The organism is Haloarcula sp. Atlit-120R (assembly GCF_003665885.1).
Classification (GTDB): domain Archaea; phylum Halobacteriota; class Halobacteria; order Halobacteriales; family Haloarculaceae; genus Haloarcula; species Haloarcula taiwanensis.
This window is the reverse complement of sequence record NZ_QPLN01000002.1, coordinates 481,812-501,745: the sequence shown is the minus strand read 5'-3', so window position 1 is coordinate 501,745 and position 19,934 is coordinate 481,812. Positions and strand designations below refer to the sequence as shown.

The window sequence follows — 19,934 nt, the reverse complement described above, 5'->3', positions numbered from 1 at the left end:
ACTGACAGTGAGGGAGACACGGTCAAAAGCGCGGCGGCGAGCGCGGGAAGGGTGCGTTTTTTGGCCCCCGGTCCCGGACACCCCGACAATGACTGAGTACGACTACGAGGAGCTGGGGCTTGTCGCCGGCTTGGAGATCCACCAGCAACTCGACACCGCGACGAAACTGTTCTGTGACTGTCCGACGACGACCCGCGAACCCGAGGAGAGCGAGCGCTCCTTTACCCGCTATCTGCACCCGACCAAGAGCGAACTCGGGGAGATAGACGAGGCGGCGCTAGAAGAGAGCATGGTCGACCGCGAATTCGAGTACCTAGCCTATGACACGACCTGCCTCGTCGAGGAGGACGACGAGCCACCCCACCGCGTCGACCGTGAGGCGATGGAGACGACGCTCGAAATCGCCCAGCTACTGGATATGTCCGTCGTCGACCAGGTGAACGTCATGCGGAAAATCGTCGTCGACGGCTCGAACACCACGGGGTTCCAGCGCTCGATGCTGGTCGCCAACGACGGAGCCATCGAGACGAGCGCCGGCCCGGTCGGCATCGAGGACATACTGCTGGAGGAAGAGTCCTGCCAGCGCGTCGAGGAGACCGACGACGGCGTGCGCTTCTCCCTGGACCGCCTGGGCATCCCGCTGGTCGAAATCGGGACCAAGCCGGACATCAGTTCGCCCGAACAGGCCCGCGAGGCCGCCGAGCGTATCGGGATGTTGCTCCGATCGACCGGGAAGGTCAAGCGCGGCCTCGGGACCATCCGCCAGGACGTGAACGTCTCCATCGCCGAGGGCGCGCGCATCGAACTGAAGGGCGTCCAGAGCCTCGACGACATCGACGACCTCGTCCGCAACGAGGTCCGCCGGCAGGTCGAACTGCTGGATATCGCCGAGAAACTCACTGCGCGCGACGCTTCGGTGGGTGAGCCACAGGACGTGACCGACGTGTTCGAGGATACGGACTCAGGCGTTATCGAGGGCGCACTCTCCTCGGGCGGCGAGGTACAGGGCCTCCTGCTTTCGGGCTTTGACGGCCTCGTCGGCCGCGAGATTCAACCCGACCGGCGGCTCGGGACAGAACTGTCCGACCACGCCAAGCGCCACGGCGCGGGCGGCATCTTCCACACCGACGAACTCCCGGCCTACGGCGTCACCGAGGCAGAGGTCGAGGCCCTGCGGGACGCCGTCGGCGCGGGTCCCGAGGACGCCGTCGCCATCGTCGCCGACGACCCAGAAACCGCCGAGCTGGCCATCGACGCCGTTGCCGAGCGAGCCGAAACCGCGCTCGAAGGCGTCCCCGAAGAAACGCGAGATGCGAACGAGGACGCCACGTCGCGGTACCTCCGCCCGCTCCCGGGCGCGGCGCGGATGTACCCCGAGACAGACGTGCCCCCGGTCGAGCCCGACGTAACCGAAGTCGAGACGCCGGAACTGCTCACCGAGAAGGTCGACCGGTACGAAAGCGAGTTCGACCTCGGCTCCGGCCTCGCCGAGCAGGTCGCCTACGGCCAGCGATGGCCGCTGTTCGAGGCGCTGGTCGAGGGTGAGGGTGTCGACCCGACGCTGGCCGCCGGCACGCTGGAGTCGACGCTGACCGAACTCCGTCGCGACGACGTGCCCGTTGAGAACCTCACCGACGAGCACCTTCGAGAGGCGATTCTGCTGGTCGACGGCGGTGACGTGCCCCGAGAGGGCATCGAGGACCTGCTGACGGCGCTCGCCGAGGACCCGTCGCTGACGGCCGAGGAAGCCGTCGAACAGGAGGGACTGGGCGGCGTCGACGAGTCGGAGGTCCGGGACGCCGTTGTCGATGTCGTCGAGCGTCACGAAGACCAGGTCGCTGAGGAGGGAATGGGCGCGTTCTCGGCGCTGATGGGCGAGTGCATGGGCGCACTCCGCGGCAAAGCTGACGGCGATACGGTGAGCGACGTGTTGCGTTCGGAGATACAGAAGCGGGCTTAATTGCTTCGCTCGGGCTGCAAGGAGTCGATATCGACGGCGTTCGAGGTCAGTCCGTTACCGCTTGCCGACAGGTCGTGCTCGAGTGTCGATTCGAGCAGCGGAACGAGAGCCGGCGCGTTCGGCCCGATATCGACGATATCTTCCGACTGGTTGTACTGGACGACACCGGCATCGACCAGCCGCGGAAGGTGGTTGTGATAGAGTGCCGTGTAAATCGTGAGCCGCTCGTCGCGGTACTGTTTAGCCGGTGTTCCGTGTTCGAACTCGGTCACCGTGTCCGCGAGCACAGCCAGTGAAACCGGTGTCGTGTACTGTGACAGCCCGTACAGAAGGTATCGCCGATAGTGCGACGACAGGAGCGACAGTCGGTCGTCCAGCGGAAGCGAGTCGGGAATCTCGGTTTGTTTCGTATTCATTTTGTCTGGTATGGAACTGGATGGGGACAGGTATCGTGTCAGGTTTGGAGTGGTTCGAATGCTATTGGGCCACGGTACGCTCGTGCTCACGGTCGTCGGCAACGTCTCCGGTATCCGCGAGGGCGTTGACACGGTCGACGACGCGGTGGACCGTTCCATCTCGCGTGCAGGGTGCGACGTGCTGGAGGTCTCCGTCAGCGTATTCAGCGAGGGCAAGCGTCGGCAGCGTGATGACATTGACCGACTCGTCGGAAACCATGTTCGTCACCGGGTGCTGCCAGTCGAAGGCGTCAAGCGAGGCATCGGAGTCGCGCTCCCACTGTTCGAACATCGAAAGGCGCTCCAGCAGGTGTCGGCCCTCCGCAGTCCGCTGTGCGAGTCGTGGTTCGATCCGGCGTCCCCAGATCAGTATCGACAGGTCCTCGATACGGCCAGCGCTTTCGAGAGCCTGTAACCGGTCGAGCACGTAGTGCTGGTGTTGTCTTGCGTCTTCCGGACACAGGGACCGGAAGAACAGTTCGACGCGAACAGGATTGACAGTGGAATCCATAGTGAGGTAGTGCGTATCCTGTGGATCGCTACAGCGGTAACTGTCCTAAGTACTCTCTCTAGGCCCCTAGAATAAATCGGAGCAAACCCGAACCATGGCTGATATATCCGGGCCACTCGATTAGTAGTTAGTATATGAATATGTGGTACTTTCTCTGTCAGGTCGGAATTCAGTTACGGCTTTTCGTAGCCCGATAGACCGTTATTCGAGATGTATTCATCGCGTGCATGTGTTCGGAAGAAATATTAACAATCTAACTAGACACCGGGCGTTAAGTAGCTCGCCGCTACAGTTGATGCATGGTTCCAAGTGTCGTGGATGGCCACGATATCCCTGCCCTGTACGGGCCAGCCATCGATACACTGCCGCTCATGTTTGCGATTGTAGATTCGTCCGGGGTGATCCTCTCGACGAACGAGACGTGGCACGAGTTTGGTCGGGCAAACGGAACAGGGCTGACGCCGAGTACGCTCGGCAGGAACTATCTCGACGTTGCTGACACGGCCGACGATACGACCGGGCAACAGGCGGCGGACGGCATCAGGGCCGTCCTCGCTGGCGAGCAGGCCTCGTTCGAACTTGAATACCCGTGTCACACTGAGTCGGCGAAACGGTGGTTCCGGTTGTACGCCGCTCCGTTCACTATCGACGGTGCGACGTTTGCGTCCATCGCACATATCGACATCACAGCCCGGAAACAGCGGGAGTTGGCCCTCGAATCGGCCTACGAGGTCTGTACCGACTCGGACCGGACGTTCACTGACCAGCTCGACGCGCTGTTAGAACTCGGCTGTGAAACGCTCGGTTCGCCGTTCGGGACCCTCTCCCGGGTCCACGGCGACGAGTACGTGTTCGAAGCAGTCACTACACCGTCGTCTGCCGACCTCGAAGCCGGCAGAACAACCAGCATCGAGACACTCCCGAACTGCAGACACGTCGTCGAACACCGCGAACCGCTCGCTATCGGCGATGTTGCAGCGGACGCCCCGGCGCTCGCTGACTCGGAGTGGGGCATTGAGAACTACATTGGCGCGCCCGTCGTCGTTGACGGGGCCGTGTACGGGACGTTCTGCTTTTACGGACTGGAGCCGCGCGCGGCGCCGTACACGCAGTGGGACCTGACGTTCGTCCGGTTGCTCTCCGACTGGGCGGGCTACGAACTCGAACGACAGCGCCACGCGGAACAGCGCGATGCATTGAACATCGCCCTTCCGGACCCCAGTTACATTATCGACGCGGAGGGGCGATTTCTCGACTGTCTGACCGACCCCGAGACGATGCTGAAGGTAGATGAGACGGACACGCTTGTCGGCCAGACGCTACACGAGTTTCTTCCCCGCGACACCGCTGATTCGCTACTGGCGACTGTTCGTGTAGCCTTGCGGACCGGGTCGTTTCAGTCCGTGGAGTACAGACTGCAGACTCCCGGTGACAAGCGATGGTTCGAAGCGCGGGTTGCACCGCTGCAAAGTCGCGCGTACGACCTCGATACTGTCATCTTCGTCGCTCGGGACATCACCGCTCACAAAGACCGCGAGGCCGAACTCGAACGCCAGCGTGACGAACTCAGACAGGCACAGCGGCTCAACGTACTGGGTCGAGAAATTGCGAAAGCGCTACAGGACACACAGACGCGCGAGGAGATCGAATCGGCGGTGTGTGCACACCTCACTGAATCAGACCTGTACCAGGCCGTGTGGGCCGGAAGCCGCGGGAGTGCAACCCAGATAACACTGGGTGCCGCCGCTGGGATTGCCACGGCGACGCCGGAGCAGATTTCGCCCGGCGAGCACAGTCTTGCCATAGATGCTATCGAGACCGGTGAGGTACAGGTCGTTGCGGACATCGCCGACGTGTCGACCCAGTCGGACACCGAGATGGACCGCCCGCTAATCGCAGCCCACTGCTCCGTCGCGGCAGTTCCCCTGACAACTGGCCAGACCACGTACGGCGTCCTGATGGTGTACGCATCGACCGACACCACGATTGGCTGTCGTGAGTCGGACATCCTTGGCGATCTGGGGCGGCTTATCGCACTGTCCATCCAGCGCGTCCACAGTCAGCAGTCGCTGCAGTCGGCGACGACCGTCGAGCTAGAGTTCCTGACGCCAGATTCCGACGACATCTTCGCCAGCCTCTCCGCGATGCTTGACTGTTCGTTCACACTCGAACGGCGCGTCCCGACCAGTTCCGGACGCAGCCTCCACTACGTTCGCGTCAGCGGGGTCGGCACTGACCAGGTGAGCCAGGCGCTCACTGGGCTGCCGTCGGTCGAATCCTGTGCCGTCGTCGAGACTGCGTCGGAGAACCGAGCGCCCCTGCTTGAAGTCACGCTCGACAAGATATCCGCATCGCCGCTTGACACTCTCATAGATTACGGCGGGGCGGTGCGGCAGGCCGTGGCGGCGGACGGCGACCTGCAGTTCACAGCAGAGATGGCACCGGATATCAACGTCCGCGCCGTCGTTGAAGCGGTCCAAGAGGTAACGCCCGGGACGGAGCTCCGGAGCAAGCAGTACGTCGACCAGCCGGTCTCGACGGTGACGGACTTCCGGACACGGATACGCGACCGGCTGACGCCAAAACAGGCCGCCGCGCTCAAAACCGCCTACGCACGCGGCTACTACGACTGGCCGCGAGGGAGCGCCGCGGAGGAACTGGCCGAGACGCTCGACATCTCTGCGCCGACCCTGCACTACCGGTTGCGGAAAGCCCACGACGCCGTCATCGGGGCGCTGTTTGACTCCGGAAGCGGCCCCGAGACACTCGACTGAAGATTAGTCGTCTTCGGCACGCTCGATTCGCTGCCGGGCCTGCCGAAACAGGCCCCGGAGCGTCTTCGTCTCCCGACCGGTCGGTTGCGCACGCCCGAGTACCCGACGGAACAGCCGGCGGGCTTTGTGCTGTTTTTCTCTGGGGTGGCCGATAGCCCGCAGGAACCGGTCGAACTCCTCGTGTAGTCCCTCGACGGCCGGCGTCTCGGCGAGGGTGTGCAGTTCCTCGGGGTGCTGGTTCGCGTCGACAGTCAGTTCGCGGAGTTCGTAGAGAACGATGGTGGCCGCCTGCCCGAGGTTCAACACCGGATACGACGCGCTGGCCGGGATAGAGCAGATAACATCCAGCTGTGCGAGTTCGTCGTTGGAGAGTCCGACACGCTCGCGACCGAAGACGACACAGATGTCTCCTTCGACATCCCGGAGCGAGTCAGCCAAGTCGGCCGGGGTCGTCGCCGGATACCGGACGTGGTTGGCCGGGTCCTCGTTCGTCGTCGCCGTGCAGGCGACAGTGTGGTAGTTCTCGACGATGTCGTCAAACGTCACTGTCCGGGCGTTCGGCAGAATGTCGTCACGGGCTTGCCCGGCGAAGCCGTACGCCTCGCCGTCCGGGTCTAGCTCCGGTGGGTCAACGAGCAACAGCTCTGAGAGGCCGAAGTTCTTCATCGAGCGGGCGATGGTGCCGACGTTGCCCGGCGTCTCCGCGTCGACGACAGCGACAGATATCATACGTCCAGGTCGCTGAGGTCCATGTCGATTGTGTCGAGGTCCGCTTCGTCCATCTGCTTGACCTCCTCTTCGAGCCCCGGAATCGCTTCGTCCCTGTCGGGGGCCTCCGGCAGCGCTGTCGGCTCCTCATCGACGTGTTCGAGGCCGACGTACCCCTCCGGGGCGCGATTCCCGTCGAGGAACCACTCGTGGAAGGCCGAGGCCAGCTCAGTATCGCCGGCGTAGGTCTCGCCACCCGCCTCGCGGAACCAGTAGATGAAGTCTGTCTCGTGGTCCGAGCAGACAACCACCTCGCCCATCGGCTCGCCGTAAATCGCGTCCGCGACGTTGCACTGTTCGATGTCTTCGTCACCGTGAATCAGCCAGCAGGCGTCACAGGGGTCGACGACCCGTTCTGCGAGCACCAGCAACCGTTGTCGGGTCTCCGGTTCCATCGTCTTGAGCGGCCGGACCCGTCCGTCCGACCCGAGCACGTCCTCGTCGAAACGCCAGCCCCGAAGCCCGATATTGACTTTGCCCATATCTCAAGATGGGAGAGTCCCAGACTAAAAGAGCGCGATGTGTCGGACGAACAGTGCCGGCCCGTCCGCGCTTCATCGTAGCCCCGGGGTGTGAGACGGGTGCCCGAACCGGTTACACGCTGTGGTGACTCGAAACGTAGACAGTTCTAGGTAAATTTAACATAATTATTCGACCTAGCATTCGCAATCGGCGTCCAAATCAGGCAAAAGTATCAAGCCCGCCCAAACATTTATACGTGATTGGCTTTTCTCCGTAAAAGAACACATGGAACGGCCGACGCGCCAGCGGGATTCTGAACAGGAGGAACGCGAGGAGGAGTCCGAGAGCACGGGCCAGCAGACCTGCCCAGAGTGTGAGTCGGAGTCCATATCTAGCGACGGCGGTGGAGAGCTCGTCTGCGAGGACTGTGGCCTGGTCATCGAAGACGAGAACATCGACCGCGGGCCGGAGTGGCGGGCATTCAATCACTCTGAACGCCAGTCCAAGTCACGCGTCGGAGCCCCCACGACCCAGACGATGCACGATAAGGGGCTGACCACACAGATCGACTGGAAGGACAAGGACGCCTACGGTCGGTCGCTCTCCTCAGAGAAGCGGAGCCAGATGCACCGCCTCCGGAAGTGGCAGGAACGCATCCGGACCAAAGACGCCGGCGAGCGGAACCTGCAGTTCGCGCTGTCGGAAATCGACCGAATGGCCAGCGCACTCGGCGTTCCTCGCTCGGTTCGGGAGGTCGCTTCGGTCATCTACCGGCGCGCGCTCAACGAGGACCTCATCCGCGGACGCTCCATCGAGGGCGTCGCCACCGCCTGCCTGTACGCGGCCTGTCGTCAGGAAGGCATCCCACGCAGCTTAGAAGAGGTGTCGGACGTTTCCCGGGTCGAGCAGAAGGAGATCGGGCGGACCTATCGGTACGTTGCCCAGGAACTCGAACTGAAGATGGAGCCGGTCGACCCCAAGCAGTACGTCCCGCGGTTTGCGTCCGAGCTGGAACTCTCAGAGGAGGTCCAGTCGAAGGCCAACGAAATCATCGACACTACCGCCGAGCAGGGCCTGCTCTCGGGGAAATCACCTACCGGCTACGCTGCTGCGGCCATCTACGCCGCCTCGCTGCTCTGTAACGAGAAGAAGACCCAGCGCGAGGTCGCCGACGTGGCCCAGGTGACGGAGGTCACCATCCGGAACCGGTATCAGGAGCAGATCGAAGCGATGGGCATCCACTGACTGGCCGCGCTCTGTTCACTCGATGGTCTCGCTTCCGCTGTTCGTACGGTACTGCCAGCTGTAGCACGGCACAGGCAGTCGGTACAGTAGCACGGAACGTGTAGAGCTATCTGTCTGGGCAGCGAACTGTCGGTATGCCTGTTTCCCCCTCGCAGAAACGGATCGCACTCCTCGTCATCGGGCTGGTGATCCTCTTTGCACCCGCGCTGTTTGTCCTCGCGACACTTGAGTTTCTCATCCTGTCCGGCAACCTCGCGCTCAGCGATATTTCGCTCCTCGAATTCGTCGAGTTGTATCTTATCGACCTCGTGCTGTTCGTCCTGCTCGGGTACGGCGTCTACCGGCTGACGTTCTGGCTGATCCAAGACCGGCTTCCAGACGCACTTGCTACCGTAGACGAGACCGAGGTCGCCGGCGCGACTGACGACACAGAGACCAGCGGGACCGTCAGTGAGGAGCAATCCTGACTGGCACCCACTCTGAGGCGCTACAACGACGTAGAGTGACTCTCTCGCAGAACGAGGACCACACAACCCCGTCGGCGTTCGCATTTTCGGGAGCCGTTTACCGCACACGCCTCCCGGGTTCTCCGTGCGTGTCTTTCAGAGTGATCGCTCTCGCTAGTCTCCCGCAACCGCTGTCGGCTCCTCGGCAGTCTCACCGACTGAGCCGAGATCAATCATCGCCAGCAAAGCAATGACGCCGAAGCCGACTTTGGTTACCACGTCAAGGTAGACGATCACGAGCGTCGCAGTCTCAACGTCCATTAGCCCCAGTCCCGCCGCACCGAGCAGCCACACAACTGGGTACACCAGCCAGAGAACGACGACGAAGTTCCGGAGCGTGCGGTACAGGCTGATCTCGATGTCGGACAGAGTCGACTTCGCAGCCACCGCGATGTTGCCATAGAGCAGGTAGATGACGCCACCGAACAGCGCTGCGCCGACCGCGAACAGCAGGTAGCTCACTGGCGACGCAGTGATGGCACCGGCAAAGCCGAAGACGATAGTCAACGCCTGCAGGACGACGAGTTTCACCGTGTCCTGCCGGCTCGCGCCAGCGAGCAGTGCCAGGAACCAGACGTTGAGCGGCGTCGTCAATAGCCAGTCGACATAACGGATCACGTACACCGTATGGCCACCACTCTGTATCGACCCGAAGCCAAGCGCCATCAGCGCGTAGGCGACGATGGCGATACCCGGGATTGCGATCAACAGCAGGTACCGCTTCCGTGTCTCTTCTGGGACGAGCGTGTAGCCGTACGCCAGCACCGCCGTCCCGAGCAGTTCACCCAGTAGTCCCAGTGTGAACCAGGTCGTTATCGTTGCCATTGTTAGTCGTCCCCCACTGCGGCCGTGCTATCAGAACCCGTCCCGGCGGAGCTCTCGACGGTAAAGCGGTCCAGTAGCGATTCGAGGTCGTCAGCCCGCTGTCGGAGCTCTGTCGCGGAGTTTGACACTTCGTCGATGGACGCGGACTGGTCCTGTGCGGCACCGGCCACGGTGTCGGCCTCCGTCGCCGTCTGCTGACTGATCGTCGTCAGGTCGTCGATGGTCCCCATCACGTCCTGTGCAGTCCGGGCCTGCTCCTCGGTCGCCCGGTCGATCTCCTGAATGCCGGTGTCGACCTCCTCGGTGTACTCGACGATGGTCTCCAGCGCGTCGACGGTCTCCTCGACCGTCGAGACGCCTTCGGTGATCCGGGCACTGGTCGACTCCATCGTCTCGACGGTGTCGCCGGCCTGCTCCTGAATGCCCTCGATGCGCTGTTCGATGTCGGCGGCGGCCTCTTTGGTCTCCTCAGCGAGGCCCTTGATCTCGTCCGCGACGACGGCGAACCCGTCGCCGTCTCCGTCAGCGTGGGCGGCCTCGATGGAGGCGTTCAGCGCGAGCATGTTCGTCTGCTCGACAATGCTTGTGATGACGCCGACGATTTCGCCGATCTCGTCGAGCTCCTCGTCAAGCGCGTTGATCTCCGCGACGGTCTCGCCGGTCTCGTCCTCGATGGCACTCATCTCCGAGATAGCTTCCTGTGCGGCTTCGCGGCCGTCCTCGCCGACCTCTGCGGCCGACTGGGACGTGTCGGCGACCTGCTGAGCAGAGGAGGCGACTTGCTGTGCGGTCGCCGAGAGATTCTGCATCTCGGCAGCCGCCGATTCGAGGCCTTCGTTTTGCTCGGTCGTGCCCTCGAAAATCTCGTTTATCGACTTCGACACCTGCTTGCTGGCCTGGTCAACTCGTTCCGCGTTCGAGTTGACGCGGTCGCTAGACTGGATGACGTTGGCCGCGAACGCCTTCATGTCCGCGATGGTGTCTTCGAGCGCATCCAGCGTGGTGTTGATATCCTCACCGACCTCGGCCATCGCCTCGTTCATGCTGTCGGTGTCCACCCGCGCGGTGAGGTCGCCATCGGCGGCGGCCTCCAGCGCGTCGCTGTACTGCTGGGCCTTGAGTTCGAGGTGGCCGGTCAGCGCCTCCATCTCGTTGCGCTCGGATTCGACTTCCTCGCGAGCCGCCTGTGCTTGCTCTTTGGCCTCTTCGGCCTCCTGCCGGGCAGTTTCGGCCTCGGAAATCTGCGTTCGGAGGTTCGTCCGCATGTTGTCGAAGGCCGTGTACAGCGTTCCGAACTCGTCTTCGCGCGACGTATCGAGGTCGACGTCAAGCTCACCATCGGCCATCGATTCGGCCTTCACCGAAAGCCGCCGTAGCGACGCAATCGTGTTTCCACCGATCGTGACCCCGATGAGCCCGAGGTTGACGACAGCGAGTAGTATGAGCGCGATGAGGTCGGAGTTGATCTGATCGCTCAGCGCGTAGGCGACCTCCGGGTCGGAGTGGACCATGACGACCCAGTCCTTCGATTCGAGGCGGTTCAGCCCCATCAACATACGGTCTGTTTCGTGGAAGGCGCTCTCGCCGGGTTCAAGTGTCCCCAGCGGGTTCGACTCCATCTGTGAAATCGGTGCTGTCGACCCGATCATCGAGATGTTGGGGTGGGAAACGAACTCGCCCTCGGTGTTGACGACCGTGGTAAATGACCCATCGCGCTGGTTCGATATCTGATCGGCCTTCTCTCGAAGGTCGATCATATACACGAGCGCCCTGTCATCGTCTCCGGGAACGGGCGAAACGACAGCAACTATCGGATGGTCGACGACCGAGACAGAGAACGGCTCTGTCACGTGGGTATCATCGGCGTCGTTGAACTGTGGCGGGTCCGTCGCGAACGGAGCCCCCTGCTCGGCAGCGTTGACCCCGACGAAGTCCTGATTCGAACTGGCGCGAATCTCGTTTGTCTCGGTGTCGAAGTAGTGCACTGCAACGACACCGGGTGGCAGTTCCTCGTTGGACCGTAGCTCCTCCAGTCGTTGCTGTTTCTCCGTGGCCGTTCCGTCAGTGAACACGGGAAGTCGTGACACCGACCGGACATTCCGGCGCGATGTTGTCAACCATTCGTCCAATTGTTCGGCTTGCGTCTCTGACAGCGCCGTAATGTCGTCTGCCACGTCTTCCTCGAGAGTGGCGGACGCCTGCACGCTTGTCAGGACCCCAACAGCGATAATGACAATTATCGCAAATGAAAGTGCCAGCCCGAGTCTGGCAGCGTAACTGCCAGCAATAAAACTCGGGAGCGGCGAGTCCCTATCTGGTTCCATCATCCAATGCTATGCAAACATCCTAATAAAGGGTTGGTGCGCAATTTTCACCGTTGATAAACGACATGGCCAACTGTGGTAATCCGTCGCCCCGGCACAGCTAACGGTGTAAGATCTGGCGTTTGGATAGTGTACACTGCAGTTACCGGACTGAGCACCGACCTGACCCGTTCACTGTCGGCGATGTCGCATCCCGGCCCGCGATGTGCAGAGAACCGGAGTTGAACTCACCCAGGCTGTGGGGAAAGGTTTTCCCGGTACCACCAGACGCATACGCCAATGCGTGCTGTACGATTCCACGAATACGGCCCGACAGACGTACTCCGTGTCGACGACGTCGAACGACCCACACCGGGTCCGGAGGAGGTCCTGCTCGAAGTCGAGGCGGCGGCGGTCAATCCGGTCGATACGTACTTCCGGACAGGCGATTACGAACCCGGCGAACTGCCCTGGGTCCCCGGCTCCGACTGCGCCGGGACCGTCGCCGCGACCGGCGAGGGCGTGGCTGACTTCGCCGAGGGCGACCGGGCGTTTGCCACCGGGCTGGGCAACTGGCTCCAGGGGACCTGCGCGGAGTACGCCACCGTCCCCGAGTCGCATCTGGCGCGGCTCCCCGAGGGCGTCTCCGCCGAGGCGGGCGCAGCCGTCGCGCTCGTCGGCGTCACCGCCTGGCAGACCCTCGTCGCAGCCTGTTCGCTGGAGCCAGCCGAGCGAGCGCTGGTTCACGGCGGGAGCGGCGGCGTCGGCCACGTCGCGGTCCAACTGGCCGCGGCGAACGGAGCGCAGGTGACGACGACAGCGTCGCCGGACTACCACGACCGGCTGGCCGACCTCGGCGCGGACGACGTGTTCGATTACCGCCGTGACGACCTCAGCGACGCCGTGGTCGAGGCCGGCGCGCCGGACGTGATTCTCGACCACCGGCTCGACGACTACCTCGCGTTCGACGCAGAGGTGGCCACACAGGGCGCTCGCATCGCCGCCATCGGGAACACCGACCTCGCGGCGACGTTCGAGAACGTCCCGCGCTGCCGGGCGAAGGCCCTCAGCGTCCACCACGTCTCGATGTTCAACACGCCCGAGTTCGGCGCGGTACTGGACCGGCTAGCGACCCTCATGGCCGACGGCGACCTGTCGCCGGTCGTCGCCCGCCGCTACGACCTAGACGAAGTGGCGGCCGCCCACGACGACGTACTGAACGACAGTTTCCTCGGCAAACTCGTCGTCACACCGTAGCCGAGCGACCGCTGGTGCTCGCGAAACCGGACCCGGTGCCTCGCGGACGGAGATTTATTTCCCTGCTAGCCGTTGTCACATACATGTCAGCCGATTTTGACTTCGGCGGCGAGGTAGCGCTAATCACGGGCGTCGGCGGAGCGCTGGGGAGCGCGGTCGCGGACGCCTTCCTCGACGCCGGCGCGACCGTCTGTGGCAGCGACATCATCGAACCGAACACCGAGGACTTCCTGCTGGCTGAACCCGAGCGCGTCGACTTCTACCAGGCGGATTTCAGCGACGAGGCCGACGTGGCCGAGACGGTCGAGGCGGTCGTCGACGAACACGGACGGCTCGACTACCTGCTGAACGTCGCCGGCACCTGGCGCGGCGGCACGCCGATTCACGAGACGGACCTCGACACGTTCGATTTCCTGTTCGACGTGAACCTCAAGACGATGTTCCTGGCGTCGAAACACGCGATTCCGCACCTGCGGGACACAGAAGGCGCGATTGTCTCCGTGTCTGCGCGAACGTCACTTGAGGGTGGTGAGGGCGACGGCATCTACCGGGCGACGAAGGCCGGCATCCGACTCCTGACCGAGACTATCGCGGAAGAGAACCTCGGATCCGTCCGGGCTAACGCTGTCATGCCGAGCGTCATCGATACCCCGATGAACCGCGAGATGATGCCCGACGCCGACACCGAGTCGTGGGTCGACCCGAGAGACATCGCAGCGGTGATACTGTTTCTCTGTTCGGACGCCGCAACCGTGACGAGCGGCGCAGCGGTTCCGGTGTACGGCGAGGTCTGACCCGCAATCGGTTCGGGCCAGCCCTTCATATCGCACGGTCACACACCCGAAAAACAGTCAAAAATCAACAAGACGGCTCGCCAAGTTGCTGCCACGCAGTTTCTGAAGGCGTGTTTCAATCCAGACACTATCGGCCCGTATCGCGAACTGGAATCACGGTGGTTTTTATACCCCAACATAATATGCCGCATCACAATGAGTGACAGAGAAACGTGGGCCTCACGGCTCGGGTTCCTTCTCGCAGCGATCGGTAGCGCAGTCGGTCTCGGAAACATCTGGCAGTTCCCGTTCAAGACCGCGACAAACGGTGGCGCAGTGTTCCTCGTTTTCTACCTCGTCGCCGTGTTGCTCATCGGCTTCCCGGCAATGTTAGCAGAGTTCATCATCGGACGGCGAACGAACCGTAATGCCGTCGACGCGTTCGCTGAACTCGGATTCAAGCAGTGGCGGGTCGTCGGTGGCCTGGGCGTCTTCACGGGGTTCTGGATTCTCTCGTATTACAACGTCGTCGGCGGATGGGTCATGCGGTATATTCTCGGTAGCGCAACGGGCGCATACTTCGGAAACTCCGCAGAGTACTTCGGAGCCATCTCCAGTGGCCCGGAAGCCGTCGTCGGACAGGCGCTGTTCCTGCTCATCTGTGTCGGCATCGTCGCAGTGGGTGTTGAGGACGGGATCGAGAAGGCGACGAAGGTGATGGTCCCCAGCATCGTTCTCCTCATGCTCGGGATGGCGGCCTGGGTCACCACCCTCGAGGGAGCGGGGGCTGGCTACAGCTACTTCCTCTCCCCGGACTTCTCCACGCTGGCAGCGAACGCTGGCGACCTGATTCCGTTCGCAGTGGGTCAGGCGTTTTTCACCCTCTCGCTGGGGATGGCAGCCATGATTACGTACTCCTCGTACATCGGTGACGACGAGAGTCTCCCGGTCGATGGTGGAATCATCGTCGTGACGAACACGCTCGTCGGTGTGCTGGCGGGGCTGGTCGTGTTCCCGATTCTCTTCGCCATCGGCATCAGTCCCGACACCAGCGGCCCGTCAGCTATCTTCGTCGCGATGGCATCGGCGTTCCCACAGCTCCCGGGAGGACGGCTCCTCGGCGTCGTCTTCTTCGGTGTCGTCCTCATCGCCGCAATCTCCTCTGCCATTAGCCTGCTCGAAGTTGCAGTCTCCTACGGCGTCGACAACACGCCTTACTCGCGGGTGTCGCTGTCGGCGATGCTCGGGGCCGTGCTGTTCGTGCTCGGATTCCCGTCAGCCTGGGACCTGGCGTGGTTCGGCTGGTTCGACACGCTCGCGTACAAGCTGTTCCTCCCGCTGTCAGTGCTGCTTATCCTCGTGTTCGTCGGCTGGGTGCTCTCCTCGAACGCGGTTGCCGAGCTCCGACAGGGGACGGGTGGGCTCCGGGCGTTCGGCCCGGCTTGGCTCTGGATGGTCCGGACAGTAGTCATCCTCGGTGTCATCCTGACGCTGGGCCTCGGACTACAGACGCTCCTCCTCGCTGAGGACCCCGCAATCATCCCGCCGATATAACCGACGTACGACATCGGTTTCCCGCAGACATTCTTCGCGACGGTCTGTAGTGACCGCCCAGTGTGTGGTCGTCGCAGTGACAGTAGCCCATCAGAAGGCCAGCCATCTTTTCACGGGATGGTGCGACTCTCACGAATCGTCTGGGCGGTTGCCAGCAGGCATACGACACCCAGAGTATATGTCAGTCCGATTCGAACCCGCACGGTTCGTCCGTAATCCCCAGACTGTCCGACACAGTGTCAGCCTCGTCGGTAGTACCCGAGAGCAGTGCGTGGATGTCGACCGACTCGCTGCCGAGCACCACGAACCCAGTGAAGATAGTCAGGAAACCCGCCACTGCGGTCGGGGTGATCGCCTCGCCAAGTAAGGCCCACCCGCCGAGCGTCGACACGACGGGGACCACGTAGAAGATGAGGTTGGCCTGGATTGCACCGGTGACATCGAGCAGGCCGAAGTAGGCGATGTAGGCGATTGCGCCGGCGAAGATGCCGACGTACAGCAGGGCCGCAACCGCGGTCGGCGACCAGACCGCCGTAGCTGCCGATTCGCCCATACCGACGCTCAGCGCGTGACAGAACGCGGCGGCGACAGGGAGCGCCCACGCGGTCCGGACCGTACTCGACAGGCCACCGTCGGACCAGCGGATGAGAACACTGCCAAGCGCCGCACTGGTCGCGCCGCCGAACAGGATGATTTTGCCGATGCCCCCGCTCAAGAGCATCGCCGGGTCGGGACTGACGACGAGGCCGACGCCGAGCAGGCCGATAACCATGCCGAGACCACCGCGGGCCGAAAGTCGCTCGTCGGAGAGCAGGAGCGCAGCGAACACCGGCGTCAGTATCGGATTGAGACTGAACACGATAGCGGCGACCGCGCTGGTGGCGGACTGCTGGCCCACGAATATCAGCGCGTTCGTGAGACCCAGCGCGAACAGACCCGTCGAGAGAATCCCAAGCACGTCACCGCGGGTCCGTGGGAGCAGGTCGTCCCGGGACCGCGTCACGACGACGTAGCCGAGGAGCACGACGGCGGCGATATCGAACCGCAGGGCGACGAACAGAAGCGGCGGGAGGTACGACAGCCCGGCCTTCGCGCCGACGAAGGTCCCGCCAAGCAGGACACTGGCAACGGCAGCGAGGGCGAACGTCCGGCGCGAAATCATGCCACCACCTCGTATGTGTTTTCTGAAATAACTGCACAGCCGACAGAGAGAACACGGGGAGAGACCTGAGTCATCGTACTCTATAGTATGATATCCGGACGTATAGTTCCGTTTAGAAAATATTACATGACGCGAAACAGCTGAATACCCGTGGCTGATATTCACGGTATGAAATTATTTCATAGTACGAAAGCGCTTTAGCACGGAACCCCCAACGCGGCGGTATGGAATCGGCGCTCGAAGAGATCGAGTTCCTCGCGCTCTCGTCGAACCGGGTCGAGGTCTTGCGGCTCCTGGCGGCGGAACCCCACTCGCGCGGGGAGCTCGCGACCGAAACCGGCGCGTCGCAGGCGACGCTCGGGCGTATCATCGCGGACTTCGAGGACCGGTCGTGGATCCGCCGAACGGGGGGCGAGTACGTCGCCACGGCGACGGGGCGCATCGTCGCTGACGGGTTCACCGACCTGCTCGACAGCCTCGAAACCGAGCAGCGACTGCGCGACATCGTCCAGTATCCGCCCACCGATGCGATGGACTTCGACCTGCAACACCTGGCCGACGCGACGATAACTGTCCCGAGCCAGACGCGCCCGAACGCGCCGGTCCAGCGACTCCTTGACCTGCTTCGGGACGCCGAGGAGGTCCGGACGTTCTCCCATGCGTTCAATGACCAGGCGATCCGAGTCGTTCAGGATCGAGCCACCGCCGGCGAACAGCGGTTCTCGGGCGTGTTCTCGCCCAGCGCCATAGACGCACTGGCAGCAGACGACCGGCTCCGGAGTCGGTTCGAATCGCTGCGTTCCGAACCGAACGCGTCGGTCCGGGTACGAAACGACGGTGTGCCACTCGCGGTGATGATCGCCGACGACGTTGTGCATCTGCTGTTGCGGGACGACAACGGCGTGCTACAGGCGTCAGTCGATACGACCGCGCCGGCCGTCCGCGAGTGGGCGATCGAGACGTTCGACACGTACTGGGCGTCCGCGGAGCCGCTCTCGGACGAGTGGTCGCTGTAGCTACTGTTTCTGGTTGTCAGAGCCGTGTGAGAATCAGTCGAGTCGCTACCGGACCAGATACGGGTCGTCGTTCGGCAGGAACCGCCCGAGGTCCGCCTCGCGGCGATAGTCGGTCTTCAGCAGCGCCGTCAGTGCGTCGACGAGGGCGGTCTCGTCGTCGTCGGTCCACTCCGCCGGCTCCTTGATGGGGACGACGAGCCAGCCGCTCCCGGGGACTTCCGTGGCGTGGCGGGCGTCCATGTCTATCGGCTTGGTCGGCTCCGAGGTCGTGTTGGCGAACACGTGCCGCGTGGCGCGCTCGCCGACGGGCAGGAGCACGTGCGCGGTGATAGCCCGAAGTTCCGTGTCGAACAGCGGTTCCTGGGCCTCGTAGTCAGCGTCCGTCGGCGGCTCGCCGCCGCACATATACAGATACGACAGGTACGTCTTCTCGACGGTCGGCGGAGTGCCGACTTCGGCGAGCAGTCCGGCCTCGACGAGCGCCCGCTGGAGACGTTCGCCCGCGGGATTGTCGGTAAAGGGGATGCCGGACGTTTCGCCACCGTGGACGCCGGGGTGGTCGCCGATGACGTGGAAGTGGGCATTGGCATCGCCGTACCCCGGTACAAACGGCTCACACGGGGCGTCGAAGCCGAAGGGGTTGTGCTGGCGGGCCGTGACGTTCTTCACGCGCGATAGCAGCAGGTCGCCGCTCAAAACTCCGCCGGTTTCGGCCACCGAATACGGGAAATAATGGTTAAGTTTGATAACGCTTTTCTCGGATGCCCGCAAGGAGTCGGATATGCTCCGGTCCGGGAGAAGTGATGTGGCGTGAGCCACGACGACCGTGTCGAGGACCTTCGAGAACGAAAAGCCGAGGCCAAGCGGGGCGGTGGCGAAGAACGAATCGAGGCCCAACACGACCGCGGGAAACTCACCGCGCGTGAGCGCATCGACTACTTCCTCGACGACGACACCTTCGTGGAAATCGACTCGCTCCGTGAACACCGCTCGACGAACTTCGACATGGCCGACAAGAAAGTACCGGGAGACGGCGTCGTCGTCGGCTACGGCAAGGTCGACGGTCGACAGGTGTACGTCTTCGCCCACGACTTCACCGTCTTCGGGGGCTCGCTGGGCGAGGCCTTCGCACAGAAGGTCTGTAAGGTGATGGACAAGGCCATCGAGACAGGCGCGCCCATCATCGGCCTGAACGACTCCGCCGGCGCGCGGATTCAGGAGGGCATCGACTCGCTGGCGGGCTACGCCGACATCTTCCACCGCAATCAGCAGGCCAGCGGTGTCGTCCCGCAGATTTCGGCCATCATGGGGCCGTGTGCCGGCGGCGCGGTGTACTCCCCCTCCATCACGGACTTCGTCTACATGGTCGAGGAGACCAGCCACATGTTCATCACCGGGCCGGACGTCATCGAGACGGTGACCGGCGAGGAGGTCGGCTTCGACGAACTCGGCGGCGCGAAGACCCACGCCTCCGAGTCCGGGGTGGCCCACTTCACGGCCGCCGACGAGAAGGACGCGATGGACGACATCCGCTACCTGCTCTCGTTCCTGCCACAGAACAACGTCGAGGACCCGCCCCGCGTCGAGCCCTGGGACGACCCCGAGCGCCGGGACGAGGGGCTGAAGACGGCCGTTCCTGATGCGCCACAGAAGCCCTACGACATGACGGACGTGGTCGGGCGCATCGTCGACGAGGACTCCTTCTTCGAGGTCGCCGAGGACTTCGCGCGCAACATCGTCATCGGGTTCGCCCGCATGGACGGCCACAGCGTCGGCGTCGTCGGCAACCAGCCGCGGGTCAACGCCGGCACGCTCGACATCGACGCCTCGCGGAAGGGCGCGCGCTTCGTCCGCTTCTGTGACGCGTTCAACATCCCGATTCTCACGTTCGTCGACGTGCCCGGGTTCATGCCCGGCAAGGACCAGGAGACCAACGCCATCATCAACCACGGCGCGAAGCTCCTGTACGCCTACTCCGAGGCCACCGTCCCGCTGGTGACCGTCATCACGCGGAAGGCGTACGGCGGGGCCTACGACGTGATGGCGTCGAAGCACATCGGCGCGGACATGAACTACGCCTGGCCGACCGCCGAAATCGCCGTGATGGGGCCACAGGGCGCGGTGAACGTCCTCTACGACGACGAACTCGAAGACGCCGACGACGTGGAAGCCCGCCGCCAGCAACTCATCGACGAGTACCGCGACGCCTTCGCGAACCCCTACACGGCGGCCAAGCGCGGCTTCGTCGACGACGTCATCGAACCGCAGGAGACCCGCCCGCGGCTCATCGACGACCTGGACCTCCTGCGGGGGAAACGCAAGGACCAGCCCGACCGCAAGCACGGCAACATCCCACTGTGACG

The 19,934-nt window shown here is 63.2% G+C and carries 17 protein-coding genes; 9 read left to right on the top strand and 8 right to left on the bottom strand.

Translation table 11 applies throughout. The features are described from left to right. Positions 1 to 88 precede the first annotated feature (88 nt). Complete coding sequence (gene gatE / locus DVK01_RS09820; RefSeq protein ID WP_101349476.1) at positions 89 to 1,960, top strand: Glu-tRNA(Gln) amidotransferase subunit GatE; 1,872 nt, start codon at positions 89 to 91, stop codon at positions 1,958 to 1,960. Here the strand turns inward: gatE and DVK01_RS09815 are convergent. Further along, positions 1,957 to 2,376: a hypothetical protein gene (locus DVK01_RS09815; protein WP_101349475.1), complete on the bottom strand. Its 420-nt coding sequence runs from the start codon at positions 2,374 to 2,376 to the stop codon at positions 1,957 to 1,959. The two genes, gatE and DVK01_RS09815, sit on opposite strands and share 4 nt — an antisense overlap. 61 nt (positions 2,377 to 2,437) lie before the next feature. Beyond that, on the bottom strand, positions 2,438 to 2,926 hold the full coding sequence (locus tag DVK01_RS09810; protein ID WP_101349474.1) for an HTH domain-containing protein: 489 nt from the start codon (positions 2,924 to 2,926) through the stop codon (positions 2,438 to 2,440). A gap of 299 nt (positions 2,927 to 3,225) precedes the next feature. Here DVK01_RS09810 and DVK01_RS09805 point away from each other — a divergent pair, with 299 nt between their 5' ends. Further along, entirely contained in the window at positions 3,226 to 5,700 is a 2,475-nt protein-coding gene (locus DVK01_RS09805) for a bacterio-opsin activator domain-containing protein (RefSeq protein WP_121536511.1), read from the top strand. Positions 5,701 to 5,703: 3 nt separating this feature from the next. Here DVK01_RS09805 and DVK01_RS09800 read toward each other — a convergent pair whose 3' ends face one another. Both DVK01_RS09800 and DVK01_RS09795 read right to left on the bottom strand, forming a co-directional pair. Continuing rightward, positions 5,704 to 6,429 (bottom strand): RNA methyltransferase, encoded by a 726-nt coding sequence (locus tag DVK01_RS09800; protein WP_101349472.1) that lies wholly within the window; start codon positions 6,427 to 6,429, stop codon positions 5,704 to 5,706. Next, positions 6,426 to 6,950 (bottom strand): hypothetical protein, encoded by a 525-nt coding sequence (locus tag DVK01_RS09795; RefSeq protein ID WP_101349471.1) that lies wholly within the window; start codon positions 6,948 to 6,950, stop codon positions 6,426 to 6,428. Before DVK01_RS09795 ends, DVK01_RS09800 begins: the two co-directional genes overlap by 4 nt. 265 nt (positions 6,951 to 7,215) lie before the next feature. Here DVK01_RS09795 and DVK01_RS09790 point away from each other — a divergent pair, with 265 nt between their 5' ends. Together DVK01_RS09790 and DVK01_RS09785 are read left to right on the top strand one after the other, a co-directional pair. Next, the gene (locus DVK01_RS09790; protein ID WP_004518753.1) at positions 7,216 to 8,175 is read left to right on the top strand and encodes a transcription initiation factor IIB family protein; all 960 of its coding nucleotides are present in this window, start codon (positions 7,216 to 7,218) and stop codon (positions 8,173 to 8,175) included. A 134-nt stretch (positions 8,176 to 8,309) separates the two neighbouring features. After that, positions 8,310 to 8,642 (top strand): hypothetical protein, encoded by a 333-nt coding sequence (locus DVK01_RS09785; protein WP_101349470.1) that lies wholly within the window; start codon positions 8,310 to 8,312, stop codon positions 8,640 to 8,642. Positions 8,643 to 8,795: 153 nt separating this feature from the next. On the opposite strand, the gene sop2 is transcribed toward DVK01_RS09785, so the two are convergent. After that, complete coding sequence (gene sop2, locus DVK01_RS09780) at positions 8,796 to 9,506, bottom strand: sensory rhodopsin II (RefSeq protein ID WP_121511067.1); 711 nt, start codon at positions 9,504 to 9,506, stop codon at positions 8,796 to 8,798. Between the two features lie 2 nt (positions 9,507 to 9,508). Next, positions 9,509 to 11,710, bottom strand: a complete 2,202-nt coding sequence (locus tag DVK01_RS09775; RefSeq protein WP_121536841.1) for a methyl-accepting chemotaxis protein — start codon at positions 11,708 to 11,710, stop codon at positions 9,509 to 9,511. A 399-nt stretch (positions 11,711 to 12,109) separates the two neighbouring features. Between DVK01_RS09775 and DVK01_RS09770 the strand changes: the two genes are divergently transcribed. From DVK01_RS09770 to DVK01_RS09760, 3 genes are all read left to right on the top strand, one after another. Next, a complete protein-coding gene (locus DVK01_RS09770) occupies positions 12,110 to 13,066 on the top strand; it encodes an NADPH:quinone reductase (protein WP_101349468.1) in 957 nt (318 codons plus the stop codon). 83 nt (positions 13,067 to 13,149) lie between these two features. After that, positions 13,150 to 13,860 (top strand): SDR family oxidoreductase, encoded by a 711-nt coding sequence (locus DVK01_RS09765; protein ID WP_101349467.1) that lies wholly within the window; start codon positions 13,150 to 13,152, stop codon positions 13,858 to 13,860. A 195-nt stretch (positions 13,861 to 14,055) separates the two neighbouring features. Further along, positions 14,056 to 15,393 (top strand): sodium-dependent transporter, encoded by a 1,338-nt coding sequence (locus DVK01_RS09760; RefSeq protein WP_101349466.1) that lies wholly within the window; start codon positions 14,056 to 14,058, stop codon positions 15,391 to 15,393. A 181-nt stretch (positions 15,394 to 15,574) separates the two neighbouring features. Here DVK01_RS09760 and DVK01_RS09755 read toward each other — a convergent pair whose 3' ends face one another. Further along, entirely contained in the window at positions 15,575 to 16,555 is a 981-nt protein-coding gene (locus DVK01_RS09755) for a DMT family transporter (RefSeq protein WP_121536509.1), read from the bottom strand. Positions 16,556 to 16,779: 224 nt separating this feature from the next. Here DVK01_RS09755 and DVK01_RS09750 point away from each other — a divergent pair, with 224 nt between their 5' ends. Then, complete coding sequence (locus tag DVK01_RS09750) at positions 16,780 to 17,571, top strand: winged helix-turn-helix domain-containing protein (RefSeq protein WP_121536507.1); 792 nt, start codon at positions 16,780 to 16,782, stop codon at positions 17,569 to 17,571. A gap of 45 nt (positions 17,572 to 17,616) precedes the next feature. On the opposite strand, the gene DVK01_RS09745 is transcribed toward DVK01_RS09750, so the two are convergent. Further along, positions 17,617 to 18,240 carry a uracil-DNA glycosylase family protein gene (locus DVK01_RS09745; protein ID WP_101351405.1) on the bottom strand — a complete coding sequence of 208 codons (624 nt, stop codon included), beginning with the start codon at positions 18,238 to 18,240 and terminating at the stop codon, positions 17,617 to 17,619. A 141-nt stretch (positions 18,241 to 18,381) separates the two neighbouring features. Between DVK01_RS09745 and DVK01_RS09740 the strand changes: the two genes are divergently transcribed. After that, positions 18,382 to 19,932, top strand: a complete 1,551-nt coding sequence (locus DVK01_RS09740) for an acyl-CoA carboxylase subunit beta (protein ID WP_101349463.1) — start codon at positions 18,382 to 18,384, stop codon at positions 19,930 to 19,932. The last annotated feature ends 2 nt before the right edge of the window (positions 19,933 to 19,934 follow it).

Bases quoted from the DNA above. Each gene is read 5' to 3' on its own strand.
- DVK01_RS09805 (WP_121536511.1), top strand. From the start codon at position 3,226: ATGGTTCCAAGTGTCGTGGATGGCCACGATATCCCTGCCCTGTACGGG.
- DVK01_RS09810 (WP_101349474.1), bottom strand. From the start codon at position 2,926: ATGGATTCCACTGTCAATCCTGTTCGCGTCGAACTGTTCTTCCGGTCC.
- DVK01_RS09790 (WP_004518753.1), top strand. From the start codon at position 7,216: ATGGAACGGCCGACGCGCCAGCGGGATTCTGAACAGGAGGAACGCGAG.
- DVK01_RS09795 (WP_101349471.1), bottom strand. From the start codon at position 6,950: ATGGGCAAAGTCAATATCGGGCTTCGGGGCTGGCGTTTCGACGAGGAC.
- gatE (WP_101349476.1), top strand. From the start codon at position 89: ATGACTGAGTACGACTACGAGGAGCTGGGGCTTGTCGCCGGCTTGGAG.
- DVK01_RS09800 (WP_101349472.1), bottom strand. From the start codon at position 6,429: ATGATATCTGTCGCTGTCGTCGACGCGGAGACGCCGGGCAACGTCGGC.
- sop2 (WP_121511067.1), bottom strand. From the start codon at position 9,506: ATGGCAACGATAACGACCTGGTTCACACTGGGACTACTGGGTGAACTG.
- DVK01_RS09755 (WP_121536509.1), bottom strand. From the start codon at position 16,555: ATGATTTCGCGCCGGACGTTCGCCCTCGCTGCCGTTGCCAGTGTCCTG.
- DVK01_RS09785 (WP_101349470.1), top strand. From the start codon at position 8,310: ATGCCTGTTTCCCCCTCGCAGAAACGGATCGCACTCCTCGTCATCGGG.
- DVK01_RS09765 (WP_101349467.1), top strand. From the start codon at position 13,150: ATGTCAGCCGATTTTGACTTCGGCGGCGAGGTAGCGCTAATCACGGGC.
- DVK01_RS09770 (WP_101349468.1), top strand. From the start codon at position 12,110: ATGCGTGCTGTACGATTCCACGAATACGGCCCGACAGACGTACTCCGT.
- DVK01_RS09750 (WP_121536507.1), top strand. From the start codon at position 16,780: ATGGAATCGGCGCTCGAAGAGATCGAGTTCCTCGCGCTCTCGTCGAAC.
- DVK01_RS09760 (WP_101349466.1), top strand. From the start codon at position 14,056: ATGAGTGACAGAGAAACGTGGGCCTCACGGCTCGGGTTCCTTCTCGCA.
- DVK01_RS09815 (WP_101349475.1), bottom strand. From the start codon at position 2,376: ATGAATACGAAACAAACCGAGATTCCCGACTCGCTTCCGCTGGACGAC.